The organism is Streptomyces angustmyceticus (assembly GCF_019933235.1).
In the GTDB taxonomy this organism is placed as follows: Bacteria; Actinomycetota; Actinomycetes; order Streptomycetales; family Streptomycetaceae; genus Streptomyces; species Streptomyces angustmyceticus.
Window position 1 is genome coordinate 6,358,015 of the sequence record NZ_CP082945.1, and the last position, 15,363, is coordinate 6,373,377.

Here is a 15,363-nt window from a genome sequence, read left to right on the forward strand (position 1 = left end):
TCGTTTCCCGGGGTGGATCACGGAGAGGGTTCGCATGATGACGGTGTGTGCTCGGAGGTCAGGGCGGCCCGGACCCGTTCAGCCAGAACGCCCCGTACGCCGCCGAGCCCGCCGCCACCAGGCCGACGACCGCCCAGGCCCGCACCGGGCGCCATCGCGCGAGCCCCGCGGCGAGCGGCAGCAGCAGCGGATACGCCGGCAGCATCAGCCGCGGTTTGGAGCCGAAGTAGCCCTTGGCGGTCAGCGCGAGCAGCAGCACGGCCCCGCAGTAGACCGCCAGCGGCAGCGGCTGGCCCTGCCGCACGCCGCGCAGATACAGCCAGACCACCAGCCCGACGCCGACGAGCAGCCCGAGCCCGGCCGCGAACGCGGGCCCCGACAGCTGCCGCCAGACGAAGGCGCCGAAGGCGAGCCCCCCGTCGAAGCCGTTGCCCCACTCGCCCTGGACGTCCAGGTAGCCGGTGAACGAGCCCTGCCGCGCGCCCACCCACAGGAAGAAGCCGCACCAGCCGAGCGGGGCGAGCAGCACACCGGGCAGCAGGCCGGGCCGGGCGCGCAGCGCCGCGCGCACCCCCGCGCCGCAGGACCGCTGCCGCCACAGCGTCACCGCCGCGGTGATCCACACCGCCGCGACCACCGCCGCGCCCACCGGCCGGGTCAGCCCGGCCAGCGAGGCCAGGACCCCCGCCCCCGCCCAGCGCCCGGTCAGCACGGCGTACAGGCTCCAGGCCGCGAGCGCGGTGAACAGCGACTCCGAGTACGCCATCGACTGCACGATCCCGACCGGCACCGCGGCCCACAGCGCCGCCAGGGCGACCCCGGCCCGGTGTCCGTGGAGCCGCTCGCCGGTCGCGTACAGCGCCCAGGCCGCGGCCAGCGAGGCCAGCCAGGACACCACCATCCCGGCGTCGGCGGCCGACAGCGGCGACAGGGCGGACAGGCCGCGCTCCAGCCACGGCAGCAGCGGGAAGAAGGCCAGGTTGGAGTGCACCTCGCCGGTGGGCAGCCGCACGGTGTAGCCGTAACCCTGCTCGGCGACCCGGGTGTACCAGAGCGCGTCCCAGCGGGCGGTCAGCAGCGTGTGCCAGTCCTTGCCGTCGGCCGCGGACCAGACCGCGAGGACCACGAGCCCCAGCAGCCGGACCGCCGCGAAGGCCGCGAGTGCGGGCGCGGCCCGGCGCAGCGCGGCGCGTACGGCCGGGATGGCGCGCGGCGGGCGGCCGGGAACGGCGGCGGAGGCAAGATCGTTCATCACGAGGATTATCCAGGGTGGCCGAGGAGCGACTGCCGGCCGCGGGAGGGCAACGCAAAGGGCTGCGATGAGCGTCTCATCGTGAGGTGAGCCACGCGGCACCCACCGGGACTCGCGTAGTCTGACGTCTCTACTCGCTTGTGCCGCCGGTTCCCCCGGGGCGTTGTCGCGCCCTGATCCGTGGCCGCGAGAGCATGACTGGAGGTGCTGCATGTCCGGGACGACCGCGTCCGGCAGTGGACGGACGGCTGGTGTTCCCCGGCTCACCGGCGGCGGCGCGAACCGCTGGACCGTATTGATCGTGCTGTGCGTCAGCCTGCTCTTCGTCGCGCTGGACACCACGATCCTGTACGTCGCCGTGCCCTCCGTCACCGAGGACCTGCGGCCGGGGCCGGTCGAACTCCTCTGGATCGTCGACGTCTACCCGCTGATCGCGGCCTCGCTGCTGATCCTCTTCGGCACCCTCGGCGACCGCGTCGGCCGCCGCCGCATCCTCCTTCTCGGCTACGGCCTCTTCGGTCTCGCCTCGGCCGCCGCCGCGCTCGCGCCCAACCCGCAGATCCTGATGGTGGCCCGCGCCCTGCTCGGCATCGGCGGCGCCATGATCATGCCGGCCACGCTGTCGATCCTGCGTCAGGTCTTCCCCGACCGGCGCGAGCGAGCGGTCGCCATCGGCGTGTGGAGCGCGGTGGCCGCGGTCGGCGCCGCGGTCGGTCCGGTGCTCGGCGGGTTCCTCGTCGAGAACTTCTGGTGGGGCTCGGTCTTCCTCATCAACATCCCGATGATGGCCGTGATGCTGCTGGTCGGGCGGTGGCTGCTGCCGGAGTCGCGCGGTGAGCGCAACGGCCCCTGGGACGTGATCGGCGCGATCGTCGCGGCCCTCGGAGTGCTGGGCGTCGTCCTCGGCGTGAAGCGGATCGGCAGCGGCACGGCCGTGCTGGGCGTGACCACGCTCCTGCCCATCGTCCTCGGGGTGCTGCTGCTGGTCGTGTTCGTCCGCCGCCAGCGCCGGCGCGAGCACCCGCTGATCGACATGCGGCTGTTCGCCCGGCCCGCGTTCGGCACCTCCGTCGGCTGCATCGTGCTGGCCATGCTCGCCCTGGTGGGCCTGCAGCTGATCGCCGTCCAGTACCTCCAACTCGTCCTCGGGCTGAGCCCGCTGGAGACCGGCCTGCGGATGCTGCCGCTGGTCTTCGCCGCGATGGCCGCGGGCCTGACCGGCTCGAAGATGCTGCAGGCCCTCGGGCCGCGCGCCATGGTCTCCCTCGGCTTCGTGCTGACCGCGACCGCCGTGCTCTGTCTGACCGCGATGAGCAGCCAGGACCGTCCGTGGCTGCTGTCCCTGGGCTTCGTCCTGCTCGGCTTCGGCTTCCAGTCCACGCTGTTCGGGGCGTACGAGTCGATGCTCAGCGAGGCGCCCGCCGAGCAGTCGGGCGGCGCCGCCGCGATCGGGGAGACCTCCTACCAGCTCGGCGCCGGGATCGGCGTCGCCCTGCTCGGCAGCGTCATGAACGCCGCCTACGCCCCGGGCCTGAACCATGTCGACGGCGTCCCCCGGCACGCCTCGGCCTCGGCCGCGCACTCCCTGGGCGAGGCGTACAAGGTGGCCGCGGGACTGGGCGAGGGCGCCAGGGCCGCGCTGCGCGAGGCCGCCCGGGAGTCCTTCGTGCGCGGGCTGCACGTCACCCTCGTCGCCAGCGCCGTGCTGCTGCTGATCGGCGCGGGCATCGCGCTGCGGCTGCCGCGCCGGGCGGCGGACTCCACGGAGCGGGCCGAGGCGGACGGGGAGCCTGCTCCGGGCGAGGGCACGGCCGGCGCCGCCCGCGAGGGCGAGCCCGCCCCGGCGCGTTCCGGCCGCTGACCGGCGCGGCGTCCCGCGCGGCCGCCCCGCCGTGGCGGCGGTGACCCTTGCCGCGCGGCACGGCGGGCCGTACCGTCGGGAGCGAGATAACTACCGCTGCTAGTTTTTCGCGCGAGCGCCGAACCCGCCGGAGGCCCCGTCATGTCCGCACAGCCGTTCCGAGCTTCCTCCGCGGTGCCGCCGTTCGACCCCGGTGACCCCCTGGGCCTGGACGACCTGCTGACCGACGAGGACCGCGCGGTCCGCGACACCGTCCGCGGCTGGGCCGCCGACCGGGTGCTGCCGGGGATCGCCGACTGGTACGAGCGCGGCGAACTGCCCGGCATCCGTGAACTCGCCCGCGAACTGGGCTCCCTGGGCGCCCTCGGGATGTCCCTGACCGGCTACGGCTGCGCCGGGGCCTCGGCCGTCCAGTACGGCCTGGCCTGCCTGGAGCTGGAGGCCGCCGACTCCGGCATCCGCTCGCTGGTCTCCGTCCAGGGCTCGCTCGCCATGTACGCGATCTGGCGCTTCGGTTCCGAGGAGCAGAAGCAGCAGTGGCTGCCCCGGATGGCGGCCGGCGAGGCCATCGGCTGCTTCGGCCTGACCGAGCCCGACATCGGCTCCGATCCCGCGGCGATGCGCACCCACGCCAAGCGCGACGGCGGGGACTGGGTGCTCAACGGCCGCAAGATGTGGATCACCAACGGCTCGGTGGCCGGCGTCGCGGTGGTCTGGGCCCGCACCGACGACGGCATCCGCGGGTTCGTGGTCCCCACGGACACCCCGGGGTTCTCGGCCCCCGAGATCAAGCACAAGTGGTCCCTGCGGGCCTCGGTGACCAGCGAACTGGTCATGGACGACGTACGGCTGCCGGCCGACGCGGTGCTCCCTGAGGTCACCGGGCTGCGCGGCCCGCTCGGCTGTCTCAGCCACGCCCGCTACGGCATCGTCTGGGGCTCCATGGGGGCCGCCCGCGCCAGCTTCGAGGCGGCGCTGGACTACGCGAAGTCGCGCGAGCAGTTCGGCAGGCCCATCGGCGGCTTCCAGCTCACCCAGGCCAAGCTCGCCGACATGGCCGTCGAGCTGCACAAGGGCATCCTGCTGGCCCATCACCTGGGGCTGCGGATGGACGCGGGGCGGCTGCGCCCCGAGCAGATCAGCTTCGGCAAGCTGAACAACGTCCGGGAGGCGATCGAGATCTGCCGCACGGCCCGGACGATCCTCGGCGCCAACGGGATCTCGCTGGAGTACCCCGTCATGCGGCATGCGACCAACCTGGAATCGGTGCTGACCTACGAGGGCACCGTCGAGATGCACCAGCTGGTGCTCGGCAAGGCGCTCACCGGCCTGGACGCCTTCCGGTGAGCGGGCCCGCCCGCTGACGCCGGCCGCTGTGCGATCCGGGGGCCCGCTCCTTCGCGCCTGCCGCCGCGGGCCCCCGGACCCCGGCCGACAGCACGCGGGTCGCGCTCAACTCTGGTTGAAGAAACCGCCGTTGCGGTGCCCGCGGGCCTCGCCGCTGACGACCTTGTAGTCGGCGGGGGTCAGCAGGAACACCCGGGTGGCGACCCGCTCGATCGAACCGCGCAGCCCGAAGGTCAGGCCGGCCGCGAAGTCCACCACGCGCTTGGCGTCGGAGGGCTCCATGGCCGTCAGGTTGACGATGACCGGGACGCCGTCCCGGAAGAGTTCGCCGATGCCGCGGGCGTCCCGGAAGCTCTCCGGAGTGACCGTGGCGATGCGGGTGCCCTGGTCCTGGGCGGCCTCGTCGGCCACCCGGACCCGGGGGTCGGTGACCCAGGGGCTCTCGCCCGAGTCGCCGGCATCGGGTCCCTCGGCGTAGTCGTCGTCGTAGTAGCGCTCGTCATCACTGTCGTCGACGAGGCCAAGCCAGGCGCTCGCCTTGCGCACCGATCCCATTGACGCCTCCTCTCACCCGCGGTGTCTGTGTGTGTACCCCTATCGTCGTCCATCAGGCCGACAGTGTGCCAAGTGGATAGCCGCCGCACGGGGGGTTCGTGACACATCTGGTGCAAAGAGGGTGGCGCGGCATCAGCTCATGCGCCCCGTAAGGAAACTGACAGTATGAAGAACGTGACGGTCGGTACCTGACCCGGTGGCGGTGGCAAAGCGGTCAGTGCCGGGCGGACCGGACCAGCGGGTCGGTTCAGGTGTGCGACCAGTGCGGATGCCCGGCCGCTCCGGTGGCCGGGGTCGGCGGGTCTCCGGCGGGCCGATCCGGGACGTCTTCGGGGCCGAGGATGTGGGCTCGTCCTTCCTGGCGTCCGAGGCCGTATCCGTGGCGGGCGCGGCGGCGCTCGGCCCGCGGCCGCGGAACCGCCTCGGCCGCCGGTTCGTCCCATCTCCGACCGAGGGGGTCAGCGCCGCCCCGGCGGCCCGCAACGCGGCTGCCGGGGCGCTGTGTTGGGGCCGTGCGGCCGTGAAGCGGGTGTATCCGGCACAAGACATTCGTGTGAGCCTCTTGCGCCGCGGGGGCGGCGCGCCCGAAACTCCGCTCAGCGCTTGTCAGGGGCACGCTGAAAATGAACGTGCGGATTCCCGCGTGCCCTTCGGCTGCGCCTCACGGGCTGCCCACCGGCGGCCCCCCGATCCCCCTCGGAGGAATCAGTGAGGAACGAGCGCACCATCCCCCGCAGCGGCGTAGCGAGACGCACCCGGCTGATCGCCGTGGCGTCCGGACTGGTGGCCGTCGGTGCCATCGCCATCCCCACCGCCAACGCACAGATACCCGCCCCCACGAAGACGTTCAGCGCCACCCAGCTCTCCGCCGCCGGCCAGGCGGTGCGCACCGCGGATGTCGCGGGCACCGCCTGGCGGGTCGACAGCAGGACCCACACCCTGATCGTCACCGCCGACCGCACGGTCTCCCAGGCCGAGATCGCCAGGATCGAGCGGGCCGCCGGCAGCAACGCCGACGCGGTCCGCATCGACCGGATCGCGGGCACCTTCCGCAAGTTCATCTCCGGCGGCGACGCCATCTACGCCCCCAGCTGGCGCTGCTCACTGGGCTTCAACGTCCGCAGCGGCAGCACCTACTACGCCCTGACCGCCGGTCACTGCACCGACGGCAACCCGCCGTGGACCACCGGCTCGGGGGCGAGCATCGGCCCGACCGCGGGCAGCAGCTTCCCCGGCAACGACTACGGCATCATCAAGTACACCGGCTCGGTGTCGCACGCGGGCACCGTCGGCAGCCAGGACATCACCAGCGCCGGCACCCCGACCGTCGGCCAGACGGTCACCCGCCGGGGCTCCACCACGGGCACCCACAGCGGCAAGGTCACCGCGCTGAACGCCACCGTCAACTACGGCGGCGGCGACATCGTCTCCGGACTCATCCAGACCACCGTCTGCGCCGAGCCCGGCGACAGCGGCGGCCCCCTCTACTCCGGGACCAAGGCCCTCGGCCTCACCTCCGGCGGCAGCGGCGACTGCACCTCCGGCGGCACCACGTTCTTCCAGCCGGTCACCGAGGCGCTGAGCGCCTACGGGGTGAGCGTCTACTGACGCCGCCCGGCTGACGTCCGTAGGGACCGTCCGGTGCGCACCGGACGGCCCGCGCGGAGCGTCCCGTGCACGAGCGCCGGATCCGGATCCGGCGGTACGAGGGCCCCCGTCCGCCGGCGGACGGGGGCCCGGCCGCGCGCGAGCGTGCCTCGACCGCCCTCCCGAGCCGGGCATACCATGGTAAACAACGCGATTCGGACGGTGTGCGGCAGGTTTCAGGGAGCCGTGATGGTCGAAGAACTGGTGACGGCCGGGGTGGCGCTGGCCTCCGTGGGTGCCGTGTACTTCGTGGCCGCGGCGCGGGTGATCAAGCAGTACGAGCGCGGCGTGGTGCTCCGGCTGGGGCGGCTGGCCTCCGAGGTGCGCGGGCCGGGGTTCACCATGATCGTTCCGGGTATCGACCGGCTGCGCAAGGTCAACATGCAGATCGTCACGATGCCGGTGCCCGCCCAGGAGGGCATCACCCGGGACAACGTGACCGTCCGGGTCGACGCCGTCGTCTACTTCAAGGTCGTGGACGCCGCCGACGCGGTCGTACGGGTCGAGGACTACCGCTTCGCGGTCTCGCAGATGGCACAGACCTCGCTGCGGTCGATCATCGGCAAGAGCGAACTGGACGATCTGCTGTCGAACCGGGAGAAGCTCAACCAGGGCCTGGAGCTGATGATGGACAGCCCGGCCATCGGCTGGGGCGTCACCGTCGACCGGGTGGAGATCAAGGACGTCTCGCTGCCGGAGACGATGAAGCGGTCGATGGCCCGCCAGGCGGAGGCCACCCGCGACCGGCGCGCCCGGGTGATCAACGCCGACGCCGAGCTGCAGGCGTCGAAGAAGCTGGCCGAGGCGGCCGGGGCGATGTCCGACCAGCCCGCCGCGCTGCAACTGCGGCTGCTGCAGACCGTGGTGGCGGTCGCCGCCGAGAAGAACTCCACCCTCGTCCTGCCCTTCCCCGTGGAGCTGCTGCGCTTCCTGGAGCGCTCCGGGCTGCAGGCGCAGGCCCAGACCGCCGCGGCCCAGGCGGAGCGGAGCGTCGGCGAAAAACCGGCCGGCCCGGCGGCGCCCGGATCCCCGCGGCCGGCCGCCGGGGCCGGGGCCGGGACGGACGGTGCGCCGCCCCCGGAGCTGGAGGACCTCCCGGAGTCGGAGGATCTGCCGTAGGCCGAGGGCCCGCCTGCCGCGGGTGGAGGGCCTGCCGCAGGTCGAAATTCCGCCGTAGTGGCGGAGCGCCGATACGTCCCTGATGTCCGTCTGATCGCCGTACGTTCCTGTTGAGGTGGGTACTTACGGCGATTCCCGCTGCCCGGGGGGCGGCTCCCGGGCGCTGGTTTCCGGCCAGCTATAGTCCTCACACGTTGCCGTCCGCCGAGCGCCTCGCGCGCCGCTGAGGTCCGCACTCGGGGCCGCGGGCGACCGGCATCGGTGTGACCGCCGTGTGGCGAAACCGTGAACTCCCGCACGGGAGACCGGAACCCGGTCTTGTGCGCGAGTGAGGCGGATGGGAATACTCGGCTCCGCACGTTGGCATGGACGCGCTTCCTTGGGGCCGGTTCCTCGGGCGGAGCCGTTCCTGCTCCACCCCCTCACTCTCCGGGCCCGGGCAACTCCCCACAGTTTCCGGGCTCTTCCCCCCACGGAGGCTCGGACTTGAAGCACCGTCGCATACCCAACCGGCGCGTCATCATCGCGGGTGCCGGAGCCCTGGCGCTCGCCGCGACCGCCACCGTCACGCTCGCCAACGCCAACGCGTCCACGGCCCCCGCCCGCACCCCCGCGCTCGCCAAGCTGACCTCCGCCGCGGCGGCCGGCCTCGCCTCGCACCTGAAGACGGACACCGCCGGTGCCTTCTACGACGCCAAGGCCAAGAAGCTGGTCGTGAACGTCGTGAACCAGGCGCAGGCCCGTGCCGTGCGGGCCAAGGGCGCGGAAGCCAGACTCGTCAAGCACACCTTCGCCCAGCTCGACTCGGCCCGGCGGACCCTGAAGTCGAAGGCGACCATCCCCGGCACGTCCTGGGGCATCGACCCGCAGAGCAACAAGGTCGTGGTGACCGCGGACCGCACGGTCAAGGGCACCAGGCTGGACCGGCTCACCAAGGTCGCCCAGGCGCTCGGCGACAAGGTCGAGGTCCGCCACAGCAAGGGCGAGTTCAAACCCTTCATCGGCGGCGGCGACGCGATCTGGGGGAGCGGTGCCCGCTGCTCGCTCGGCTTCAACGTCGTCAAGGACGGCCAGCCGTACTTCCTGACGGCCGGCCACTGCGGCAACGACATCAAGAGCTGGTCCGACAAGCAGGGCGGCTCGGCGATCGCGACCACCGAGGACTCGAAGTTCCCGGGCAACGACTTCTCCCTCGCCAAGTACACGGGCGACACCCCGCACCCCAGCGAGGTCGACCTCTACAACGGCAGCACGCAGAAGATCACCAAGGCCGCCGAGGCCACCGTCGGTGAGAAGGTGCAGCGCAGCGGCAGCACCACCCAGGTCCACGGCGGCACGGTCAAGGCCCTGAACGCCAGCGTCAACTACCAGGAGGGCACGGTCGAGGGTCTGATCCAGACCGATGTCTGCGCCGAGCCCGGCGACAGCGGCGGCGCGCTCTTCGACGGCGACGCCGCGATCGGCCTCACCTCCGGCGGCAGCGGCGACTGCTCCCAGGGCGGCGAGACCTTCTTCCAGCCCGTCACCGAGGCCCTGAAGGCCTACGGCGCGAAGATCGGCTGACCGGAGCCGCACCGGCTCCGCCCGGTGTCCGCCGCACAGGACGATCCCCGGGCACCATCCACCGGTGCCCGGGGATCTCACGCCGGACCGGTCAGAAGTTGAAGACCGTGTCGCTGTCGATGTTCATCGCGCAGCGGTTGGCGAAGGTGTAGCTGTACGAGACCCGCTTGCCCTGCCACACGCCGTCGGCGGTGACCACGAGGGGGTTCCACTCCTTGGTGCACAGCCGGTCCGAGGTGGCGGCGGTTATCGCGTTGAAGTCGCCGGCCACCGCACGCAGTTGGGTACAGGCGGCCAGCGGGTTCGGGTGGCTGCCCCTGGCTCCCGGCATACAGCTGAGCGTCACCGCACGCTGCACCGTGGCGGTCGCACGGCTTTCGCCCTGGCCGACCGTCAGCACCAGTTCCGTCGGGGCGTACAGGCCGCCGGTCCGCGACGGCTGCGCCGGTGCGGCGGCCTGAGCGGTGGTGGCCAGTGTGCCCAGGACCAGTGCCGCGCCGAGCGCGACCGCCCCAGTGATGTACCGCATGACGAACACTCCCTTGCTCGAAGGTGCAGATACCGGACGGGAGTCTGGCCCAACCGCACCTCGAAAGCATCTTGAGTGAGCACAAGGCGATCGCTTTTAGTCATTAGCTGAAAGCTGAGAGTAATGGCGCGAACGGGCCGGAGGTGGCCCGTGGCGGTTCGGGCAAAGGGGGGTGCGGCCAGCGGGGATGCGGCGCCGGTCATGCCCTTGGCAAAGGTCGCCGGAACCCGGAAGGAATGAATCCGGCCGCCGACCGGTCGTTCGGGAGGGTTTCGATCTCCGTCGATTGGCTGAAGAGGAGGGGCGGAGGGGCCCTCCGTGCTGCCCGAGGCGCCCGACGCGGTAAGAACCGGCCACTCGCTGCTCGCCTTACCGCCGCCCGTTCTTTGCTTTGCCGTCGCGAAGTCGGGCGCGGCGTGGGGTCGTTGTGTGTACGGGCCGTGAGTTCCGGGGCGGTCGCCGAGTACGTGTCGGGGGCGGCCGTCACACGGAGGCCCGGAGGGCGGCCGTCATGCGGACCTTCGGAGCCGACGGGCCATCACGCGGGTCCGGGTTGGGGCCCGGCGCTGTCCCCCGCCGCCCCGTCCAGCTGTGGCAGCCCGGCCGTCAGCGCCCGCAGGCACCGGGCCACCAGCGCGGCGGGGCCCTCCGGCCCGTCGTCGTCCGGCGCCCCGTCGCCCGTCGCCCACTCCTCCACCGCGATCCGCATCGCGGTGTTCGCGGCGGCCGCGGCCAGCCGTACCTCCAGCGGCGGTGCGCCGGCCAGCCGCGCCAGGACCGGCACCAGTGCCTCCTCGGCGTCGTGGTGCACCCGGTGCCAGACCGTGCGCAGCGCCGGATCGCCCGGCATCGCCCGCAGCAGCCCGCGGGTCCAGCGCAGCGCCTCGGCGGCCGGCTCGTCGGCGGGCGTCAGTGACCGGCGGGCCGTCCGCTCCAGCACCTCGCGCACGGAGGGCGCGTCCGGGCCGGGCGCGGCGGTGGCCAGGTCGTCGACCCACTGCCGCACCCCGTCGGCGAGCAGCGGTACCACCGCCTCCTCCTTGGTGCGGAAGTAGCGGTAGAAGGTGCGCAGCGCGACCCCGGCGGCGCGGGCGATCTCGTCGGCGGTGACGGCGGCGCCGCGCTCCGTGAACAGGGCGGCCGCGGTGCGGGCGATCTCCCGCTGGGTCGCGGCCTTGCGCCGCTCGGTCAGCGAGGGGCGGGGGAGTGCGGCGGGGCGGGCGGCGGTGGGCATGGCGCCAGCTTACGGAGGTCCCTGCCGATTTCGGCACGGCACGCGAAATTGGCACACTGTGCCAGATCGGCATACCGTGCGCGTTACCTTGAGAACGGAGCTGGACCATGAACCGCTTTGACGGCCGCCGCACCCTGATCACCGGAGCCGGCTCGGGCATCGGCCGGGCCACCACCCACCGGATCCTCGCCGAGGGCGGCCGGGTGGTGGCGGCGGACATCGACGAGGCGGGTCTGCGCGGCACCGCCGAGCGCGCGGCCGCGGACGGCAGCGCCGGGCGGCTGGAGACCACGGTGCTCGACGTGGCCGACGAGGCATCGGTCCGCGCCACCGTCGCCGCCGCGGTCTCCGGTCTCGGCGGCCTCGACGTCCTGGTCAACGCGGCCGGCATCCTGCGCTCCTCGCACACCCACCTGACCGGCCTGGAGGAGTTCCAGCGGGTCATCTCGGTCAACCTGACCGGCACCTTCCTGATGATCCGGGAGGCGCTGCCCGCGCTGCTGGCGGGCCGGAACCCCGTGGTGGTCAACTTCAGCTCCACCTCCGCCTCGTTCGCGCACCCGTACATGTCGGCGTACGCGGCCAGCAAGGGCGGCATCCAGTCCATGACGCACGCCATCGCCGCCGAGTACGCCAAGCAGGGCCTGCGCGCGGTGTGCGTGGCCCCGGGCTCCATCGACAGCGGCATGACCAGCGGTCCCGTCCCCGGCCTGCCCGAAGACGCCGACACGGGCCTCTTCGACAAGCTCTTCCCGGCCCTCGGCGAGGGCTTCGCAAGCCCCGACACGGTCGCGGGCGTCATCGCGATGCTCGCCTCGCACGACGGCGCCTTCATCACCGGCACCGAGATCCGCATCGACGGCGGCACGCATATGTGAGGCACGGGGAGCGGGTGTCCGGCCGGGGCTGCCCTGGGGAGCACGACTACGGGCTGGTGGCTCCTACGGGCGGGCCGAGTGCCCCACGGCCGCGCGGGGGCGAGTCACTGTTCCGACTGCTCGACCCCAGTCGGGCGGACTGCCTTGCCCTGACTCCGCAGGGACCACCGGACTTCAGTGCCCCGGGGCTCGTGCCGCCAGGACGGGGATGGAGGCGATCTTCCGCGCGTCCAGGTGCTCCCACATCAGCCCGGAGGGACGATGTGGCGACCGGCAGGTGATGACCTCACTTGGCGTCACGATCACATCGACGCCGACGTCGTGCTCGGTCGCCGGCATGGCCTCGTCGAGGACTTGCAGCTCGTGCACGGTGGTGACGACGACGGTGTGTTCGCCGATGAGCCCGGCCTCGGTGAGGAACGCGAACTCCAGGTCGGAGTAGCCGGCGCCCTTGCCGATGCGCACCCCGGCTCGATTCACGGCGACGCTGCCCAGCACCACCATGTCCACCGGCTGGAGGGCGTCCACCCCCACTTTGGGGGCGACGCCGGCAGCAACCCGACTGGAGGCGGCTTCGGTTGGCGGGATCGTGAGCGCCGTGGGGTCCAGCAGGTAGAACGGGTGGGGGTCGGCGAGCTTGGGCACCGCCATGAAGACGGTCTTGCCTTCGGACAACGCGAGCGCGCGCACGGGGAGCTGAGCCTTGTCGGGTACGGACTTGATCACCCACGCGTGCTTCCAGGCGGGCAGCTCGCCGAGCCTGGCGGCTGCTTCCTGTGATCCGACGAAGTTCGGGATGCGACCGTGCGTGGTGACGTCGTGGCTGGCGCAGTTGGCGTCCAGGACGGCCCACACGCGCTCGCGCACTCGTTGCTTCTCGCGGTCCAGGTCCGTGGACATCTGCTCGTCGTTCATGCCGCCTCCATCAGCGCCAACAGGCGATCCTGGGCCTCCTGTACCGCGATCTCAGCTCGCCAGGGACGGAGTTCGCGCGCGGCACGGAAGACGATGTTCATTCCACCACCTCCGCGCGTTCCCTGCAGTTCGTCAACGGCATCGTTGAACACGACGAGCGCGTCGTCGAGGTCACCTCGGCGGATCGCGGTGAGAGTGAGGTTGCCCAGGACGATCGCGCGCGACTTGCGGCGCCCCTGCATGCGCGATGCGGTGTCCTGTAAGAACTGCTGCGCCTTGTCGAACCTCCCGAGAGACAGGCAGCAGGAGCCGGCGAGGCGACCGAAGTGTGTCGGGGTGAACAGTTCATGGGCCGCGTCCGTCCCGTCGGAGCGTTCGAGGTGCTTCTCGGCTCCGAACAGGGCGCGCTCGCATTTGCTGTCTTCGCCGAGGAAGGCGTGGGCCTCCGCAGCGTGCAGCAGAGCCAGACCCGTCAGGGCATGGCTCGCCTTCCGGGTGGTCTGAGCTGCTTGGAGCGCTAGTTCGAGGCCCTGGCGGTGGTCGTTCGCCCCGTACAAGGCGACATAGGAGGTGCGGAGCAGGGCATGCCCCTCGGTTGCGCGATCACGGAGATGGCGTGCCACCTCCAGGCTCTGTGCGTAGTAGGCGCGGGCTGACTCATGGTCTCGCCGCTGCGACGTGTCCCAGATCAACTGGCCCATCAGCGTAGCCGCGTCGGCTTGGAGCGAACGCAGTTCACGCTGCACGCGTCCGGCCGGGGCCTCGTCGGCGAGGAAGGCCACCTTGTTGAGCTGCTGCCCGGCCTCAGCGAGGAGCGTCGCCGAGGCAACGGCGTCATAGCGGATCGTGAGGCTTTCCATCTCGGAGCGCAGCTCCGCTGCCACGATCAGGTCGACTCCCGACGGACGTCGCAGCGCATAGCCGACGCGCTCCGTGCTCCTGGACGTCGTCGCCGGCGCCACCGTCAGCAGGTCTTCCAACTCCTTGGTGCCCACTTGGAGGAGTCGTGCCAGGCGGGGCCTTTGGAACGGGAGCGGGCTCGAATCGCCTGACTCCCAGCGACGAACCGTGGAGCGCTCAACCCCGAGAGCCTCGGCAAGGGTCTCCTGGGTGAATCCCAGAGCACGTCGACATCGAACAAGGTCGTGCCTCTTCACCGCCATGGGTCAACTCTCCCCGGTTGTCTTCGGCCTCGATGGCGAAGCGGCATCCCAGGTCGGTCCCAGGTGTGCCCCAGTGATGCCCCGTCCTCGCCCCAATTCTGCTCTGGTTCCGCCTGCCTGGGAGCGGTTCCGTGGGGCTGCTTCAGCAGATCGCACCGCTCGATCTGCCATCGCTTCTGCCAACGATCGTCAAGGAGACCCGTTGCTGAGGATCTACGAAGTGGACCGGGGCGCGGGGCAGCATCGCCGGCTCCTGCCGGTGCCCTGCCTGCCCGGTGCCTCTCCTTCCGGCGACGTCGTCACAGCAGGGAGGAGACCAGGACGCATGGACGAACAGAGTGAACTCCGCTTCAACCGTTCGGCCACGTCCGTCGGCAAGGCGCGCGCCTTCGTCCGAGCCGCACTCCCCGCCGAACAACTCGGCCACCGGATCGACGACATCACGGTCTGTGTGTCCGAGCTGGTCACCAACGCGGTGCGGCACGGCAGCCCTGCTGGTCACCTCATCCTCGTGCGCGTGATTGTCAACGAGATGCTCTTGCGTATCGAAGTGCACGACGCGGGCGACAGCCCACCTCGGCTGCAAGCCCCGGCAGACGATGACGAGGCCGGGCGTGGCCTCTTCCTTGTCAATGCCCTTGCCGACGACTGGGGTATCGCGCCTCGCAAGGGGCTCGGCAAGGCCGTCTGGGCCGCGTTCAAGTTGCCCGCGCCTGTGTCCGTGCGCAATCCCGTGCCATGCTGATCGACCCTGAGGCCCCGGCTTCCACCGTGGGCCTTCCCGGGGGCAGGATCTGCGCGCGGTGAGCGGAGCGAGTCGCCTTGAATGAGCGAAGAGGGATTTCAACGGGTGTGCTGCTGCCCGGCGGCCGTAGGGATTCGAAGAAGCCCCGGTGCTAGCCGGCCCGCTTGGTCTGGACGTCCTCGGCGGTCAGGGCCTTGCCGCCGATGGCCCATGCGCCGCTGGGGGTCTCGGTGATCACGACATGTGTCACCGGTCGCAGTGCCTCGCCCTCGATGGCGATCAACGCCTCGGAGACGTCTTCGACCATCTTCTGCTTTTCCTCGGGGGTGAATACCCCGGCGATCACCTTGATGTCGATGAAGGGCATCGGATGCCTCCCACGTGATGGTGAGATCCGGCCGTCATGCCGCTCGTGGCGCCAGGTTCGAACGCCTCTCGGGGCCTGCCTGAACGGCCCTGGTCATCGGCTCCCGGCCGTCGTCGATCCGGCCCGGTTCACCGTCGGGCCGTGACGCCGATGCCCACCGCTGCGCACGCCGGCGTGTTTCTCCCAGT

At 71.6% G+C, this 15,363-nt stretch carries 14 protein-coding genes; 7 read left to right on the forward strand and 7 right to left on the reverse strand.

The annotated features are described in order from the left end of the window. Positions 1-58 precede the first annotated feature (58 nt). Positions 59-1,252, reverse strand: coding sequence for a glycosyltransferase family 39 protein (locus tag K7396_RS28365; protein ID WP_086719886.1), 1,194 nt, complete (start codon positions 1,250-1,252; stop codon positions 59-61). 211 nt (positions 1,253-1,463) lie between these two features. Here K7396_RS28365 and K7396_RS28370 point away from each other — a divergent pair, with 211 nt between their 5' ends. Continuing rightward, a complete protein-coding gene (locus K7396_RS28370; RefSeq protein ID WP_086719888.1) occupies positions 1,464-3,113 on the forward strand; it encodes an MFS transporter in 1,650 nt (549 codons plus the stop codon). A 141-nt stretch (positions 3,114-3,254) separates the two neighbouring features. Next, positions 3,255-4,460 (forward strand): acyl-CoA dehydrogenase family protein, encoded by a 1,206-nt coding sequence (locus K7396_RS28375; RefSeq protein ID WP_086719889.1) that lies wholly within the window; start codon positions 3,255-3,257, stop codon positions 4,458-4,460. A 105-nt stretch (positions 4,461-4,565) separates the two neighbouring features. On the opposite strand, the gene K7396_RS28380 is transcribed toward K7396_RS28375, so the two are convergent. Next, positions 4,566-5,015, reverse strand: a complete 450-nt coding sequence (locus K7396_RS28380) for a cell division protein SepF (RefSeq protein WP_086719890.1) — start codon at positions 5,013-5,015, stop codon at positions 4,566-4,568. A gap of 708 nt (positions 5,016-5,723) precedes the next feature. Here K7396_RS28380 and K7396_RS28385 point away from each other — a divergent pair. The 3 genes from K7396_RS28385 to K7396_RS28395 all read left to right on the forward strand — a co-directional run bounded on the left by K7396_RS28385 (position 5,724) and on the right by K7396_RS28395 (position 9,344). Beyond that, positions 5,724-6,623, forward strand: coding sequence for a S1 family peptidase (locus tag K7396_RS28385; protein WP_086719892.1), 900 nt, complete (start codon positions 5,724-5,726; stop codon positions 6,621-6,623). Positions 6,624-6,851: 228 nt separating this feature from the next. Then, complete coding sequence (locus K7396_RS28390) at positions 6,852-7,781, forward strand: slipin family protein (protein ID WP_086719893.1); 930 nt, start codon at positions 6,852-6,854, stop codon at positions 7,779-7,781. Positions 7,782-8,267: 486 nt separating this feature from the next. Then, positions 8,268-9,344, forward strand: coding sequence for a S1 family peptidase (locus K7396_RS28395; RefSeq protein WP_086719895.1), 1,077 nt, complete (start codon positions 8,268-8,270; stop codon positions 9,342-9,344). 91 nt (positions 9,345-9,435) lie between these two features. Here K7396_RS28395 and K7396_RS28400 read toward each other — a convergent pair whose 3' ends face one another. Further along, positions 9,436-9,873 (reverse strand): subtilase-type protease inhibitor, encoded by a 438-nt coding sequence (locus tag K7396_RS28400; RefSeq protein WP_086719896.1) that lies wholly within the window; start codon positions 9,871-9,873, stop codon positions 9,436-9,438. Between the two features lie 538 nt (positions 9,874-10,411). Next, the gene (locus K7396_RS28405) at positions 10,412-11,107 is read right to left on the reverse strand and encodes a TetR/AcrR family transcriptional regulator (protein ID WP_152105027.1); all 696 of its coding nucleotides are present in this window, start codon (positions 11,105-11,107) and stop codon (positions 10,412-10,414) included. 107 nt (positions 11,108-11,214) lie between these two features. Between K7396_RS28405 and K7396_RS28410 the strand changes: the two genes are divergently transcribed. Continuing rightward, complete coding sequence (locus K7396_RS28410) at positions 11,215-11,985, forward strand: SDR family NAD(P)-dependent oxidoreductase (protein WP_152105028.1); 771 nt, start codon at positions 11,215-11,217, stop codon at positions 11,983-11,985. A gap of 174 nt (positions 11,986-12,159) precedes the next feature. Here the strand turns inward: K7396_RS28410 and K7396_RS28415 are convergent, their stop codons facing one another. Together K7396_RS28415 and K7396_RS28420 are read right to left on the reverse strand one after the other, a co-directional pair. After that, positions 12,160-12,900: a 5-formyltetrahydrofolate cyclo-ligase gene (locus K7396_RS28415; RefSeq protein ID WP_223660224.1), complete on the reverse strand. Its 741-nt coding sequence runs from the start codon at positions 12,898-12,900 to the stop codon at positions 12,160-12,162. Further along, positions 12,897-14,063 carry a helix-turn-helix domain-containing protein gene (locus K7396_RS28420; protein ID WP_086719217.1) on the reverse strand — a complete coding sequence of 389 codons (1,167 nt, stop codon included), beginning with the start codon at positions 14,061-14,063 and terminating at the stop codon, positions 12,897-12,899. Before K7396_RS28420 ends, K7396_RS28415 begins: the two co-directional genes overlap by 4 nt. Positions 14,064-14,388: 325 nt before the next feature. On the opposite strand from K7396_RS28420, the gene K7396_RS28425 reads away from it, so the two are divergent. Next, the gene (locus K7396_RS28425; protein ID WP_086719216.1) at positions 14,389-14,808 is read left to right on the forward strand and encodes an ATP-binding protein; all 420 of its coding nucleotides are present in this window, start codon (positions 14,389-14,391) and stop codon (positions 14,806-14,808) included. 151 nt (positions 14,809-14,959) lie between these two features. On the opposite strand, the gene K7396_RS28430 is transcribed toward K7396_RS28425, so the two are convergent. Beyond that, positions 14,960-15,175: a tautomerase family protein gene (locus tag K7396_RS28430; RefSeq protein WP_086719215.1), complete on the reverse strand. Its 216-nt coding sequence runs from the start codon at positions 15,173-15,175 to the stop codon at positions 14,960-14,962. Between the last annotated feature and the right edge of the window lie 188 nt (positions 15,176-15,363).